The sequence below is a fragment of the Natronospira sp. genome (assembly GCF_007134575.1).
Taxonomy (GTDB): domain Bacteria; phylum Pseudomonadota; class Gammaproteobacteria; order Natronospirales; family Natronospiraceae; genus Natronospira; species Natronospira elongata.
In genome coordinates this window covers 1-3,257 of the sequence record NZ_SLKM01000251.1, presented here as the reverse complement: position 1 = coordinate 3,257, position 3,257 = coordinate 1, and the positions used below count along the sequence as shown (strand labels likewise).

At 59.2% G+C, this 3,257-nt stretch carries 2 protein-coding genes and 1 pseudogene; all 3 read left to right on the top strand.

From position 1 onward, the window contains the following. Window positions 1–350, top strand: a 350-nt coding sequence (locus ACJWXQ_RS09985) for a hypothetical protein (protein WP_406672739.1), incomplete at its 5' end; no start/stop codon positions are given. Further along, window positions 259–1,470: pseudogene (locus ACJWXQ_RS09980) on the top strand (DUF2341 domain-containing protein); the annotation flags it as partial. The gene ACJWXQ_RS09985 and the pseudogene ACJWXQ_RS09980, both read left to right, overlap by 92 nt. Window positions 1,471–1,782: 312 nt before the next feature. Next, on the top strand, window positions 1,783–3,257 hold a 1,475-nt coding region (locus ACJWXQ_RS09975), incomplete at its 3' end, for a DUF6701 domain-containing protein (RefSeq protein WP_406672740.1).

Below are 3,257 nucleotides of genomic sequence, written 5' to 3'. Positions count from 1 at the left end.
TGTTCCTGCTGGTGGCCCTGGCCGCCCTGGCCATCTACATGGTCACCATCAGCGGCGTGCAGCAGTTCACCCCGGTCCAGTCCGTCGGCGCCACCCAGGCCTGGTATGCCGCCCGCTCCGGCCTGGAGGCCGGTGCCTATCAGGCGGTTGAATCGGGGAGCTGTCCGGCGACCATCAATCTCAATCTGGACGGCTTTACCGTGACCGTCACTTGCAGCGAAACCACCCATACAGAGCGGGGGCAGACCTTCCAGGTCTATGCCCTCGAAGCCTTTGCCGAACGCGGCAGCCTCGGCGAAGCGGCCCATGTGGCCCGGCGGGCGACGGCAACAGCCACCACCGCGCCCTAGAGACAAGCGTGCAATCGTAGCCAAGGGCAGGGAAAGCCCGCGAAAGGGGAGTCAGTCCCGGCCCATGAAAATGAGACAGCAACAAGCAATAACCTCATCGCCCTGCTTTCAGGTCTGGGTCCTTTTGGCATGCCTGATCTGGCCAGGTGCACTGTTCGCCGACTGGTTCGACTCGGACTGGGAGTACCGCATGACCATCAGCCTGGACGCCGACCAGGTTGAAGCGGCCCTGAATGACTTTCCCGTTCTCATCAATACCAGCAACGAAACCGCCGAGGTCCGAACCAATCTCGCCAACAATGTGGCCCAGCCTGAAGCGGGTGATGTGGTCTTTACCGCCGGTGATGGCATCACCGTACTTGCTCACGAGGTTGAATTCTGGGATACCACCGGGCGTCTGGTGGCCTGGGTCAATGTGGCTGAGCTTGATCCATCCGATGATACCCAGCTCTACATCTACTATGGCAACCCCAACGCGGGCGACATGGAAAACGTGGAAGCCGTCTGGGCAAATAACTACGCCATGGTCCATCATCTACAGGAGTCGGGTGGTCTGGGTGCTGTTCTTATCGTCTCGACAGCCAATAATGTGGACGGCTTTGTCGGTGGGAGGGCTAACAATTTCCCGCAGTTTGTGCCGGAATCTCAGATAGACGGTGGACGCCGTCACCTGGGAGTACCTGCTTCGGGTTCGACGAATCAGCCCCGTCTCGAGTTTCCACATTCGGGCGCGATTGCCATTCAGGACGAGATCACCGTGGAAGTCTGGGGTCTTGTCGAAAGCAGTCAGCCGTCTCCCAACCATAACCCCTTGCTCTGGAAAGGGGATCGCATTGGCTGGGGTAACAACTACCATTTTCGCATTGCCGTTGTTGATAACGAGATGACCTGGGGCGTTACCTGCGGCAGCAGTGAAGTCTGGGAGCATAACGGCACCCCCGTTTGGGACCAATGGGCGCACTATGCCCTGGTATTGGACCGAGCCGCCAATCAATTGCGGGGTTACATCAACGGTCAGCTCGCCATGAGCCGCAGCGGCTGCGGCACGACCGTCCTGAACACCTTCAGTGATGACCCGGTACTTTCCGGATGGGGTGAGCGACTGAACCCCAGTGGGCAGGTTCGCTACCAAGGTGGGGTGGACGAGCTCCGTATCAGTTCAACGGCTCGCACCCAGGATTGGCTGCTGACCCAGTTCAACAACCAGAATGCCCCCGAGGGCTTTCATGAGTTTGGTCCTGAAGAAACGGAAGCCCTTGACGAGGATCTGCTGATTTCCTGGTGGTTTGACGAAGACTGGACGGAGCAAGGCAATCAGATCAGTGATCAGAGTGGCAACGACCGGACGGGTAATGCCAACGACATTGACTTCGGGCCCGCCGGCTCCGATGGGGCCATACCCGACAGTCCCGGCACCTGTGGTTTTGCGGATGTGCCCCTGTCCGGCAATATCACCACCGCCAGTGACGCAGAGACAAATGATGCCCACTCTTTTACTGCCGCGTTCTGGCTGAAAATGCCGCTCGCTGATCAGAGCAATGTCAACCCCAGCATCCTGGCATCCGGTAATCTCGATGGTTTCTTTGCCCGGCGCTTTGAAGTGCTGGGCGATTTTCGCGGATTTGACCGTGACCTGCTGTTCATGGTCAGGCAGGGCAACGAGAATAATCCCCGCGAACGTGAACTGAGCTGGAGACCCACCGCGGGTGCAGCCAATGACCCCTACGGCGATGAGTGGGTGCACATCACCGTTCGCCATGACATGGATGAAAGGCGGCTCTCCATTTACGCCAATGGCTCATTGGTGGAGACCCGTACCTATGGCAACCAGGGCCCCAGTCGGCTCGTGGATGCCGGTGCCCCTTTCCAGCTCGGTGGCTTTTCAAGTGGCACGGCACCCGCCGAGTATCAGATGGATGAATTTCGTTTCTTCGGCCGCGCACTCGACTCAGGGGAAATTGAAGCTCTGAGCCAGGAAAGCCGCGTCTGTTTTGAAGATGCCGACGCCTTCATTATTGATGCACCCGCCAATGCCAGTGTTTGTGGTCCCGCCGAGGTCACCATTACCGCCGTCGATGCCAACGGTAATCCCCTGACTGACTACCAGGAAGAGATTGCCATCAGCACCTCGAGTAACCGGGGTGTATGGAGTGTGGTCAACGCCAACGGCAGTTTCTCCGGCGGTGCGAATGATGGTCTGGCAGGATACCAGTTTGTCAGTGCCGACCAGGGCAGTATTACCCTGGCGCTGGAGAATCAGAGCGCGGATGATCTCGTCATCAACGTGGCTGAGGTAGATGGTGATGCTACAGGCGCCTCTGATTTGGTCGCATTTCGCGAGAATGCCTTCCAAGTCCAGTTCGTTGACAGCCTTGGCCAGGAAATCGTCGCCGGACGACCCCACGCCATGGAGGTATCGGCCCTGAGACAGGACCCGGATACCGGTGAATGCGGAGTGAACGCCAACTACGACGGCAACATTGGTTTGCGCGCCTGGATTGAACGCAGCGCCAATGATCCGGGTGGCCTGCCGCCTGAAATTGCTGGTGAGAGTCTTCCTGACAACCAACCCGGTGGCCCCAACATCCAGCTTGGCTTTGATGCGGGCACCGCGGAAATGACCTTGGATACCGAGGATGTGGGGCAGTACCGTATTGCCTTGTTGGACGTGGACAGTGGCCTGGTCGTTGACGAAGAAGGCGATCCGCGGCCCGTGTCCGGGGAATCCAGTCAGGGCACGGCCCGCCCCTTCGGCTTCGCCATCGACGAAATCGAAATGGACGGCACCAGCAACCCCGGCGGGACGACGCCGGCGGCTGCCATATTTGGCGCGGCTGGGGAACTGTTCAGTGCCCGGGTCATGGCAGTCCAGTATCAGCCTGCTGCGGACAGCAATGACGACGGCGT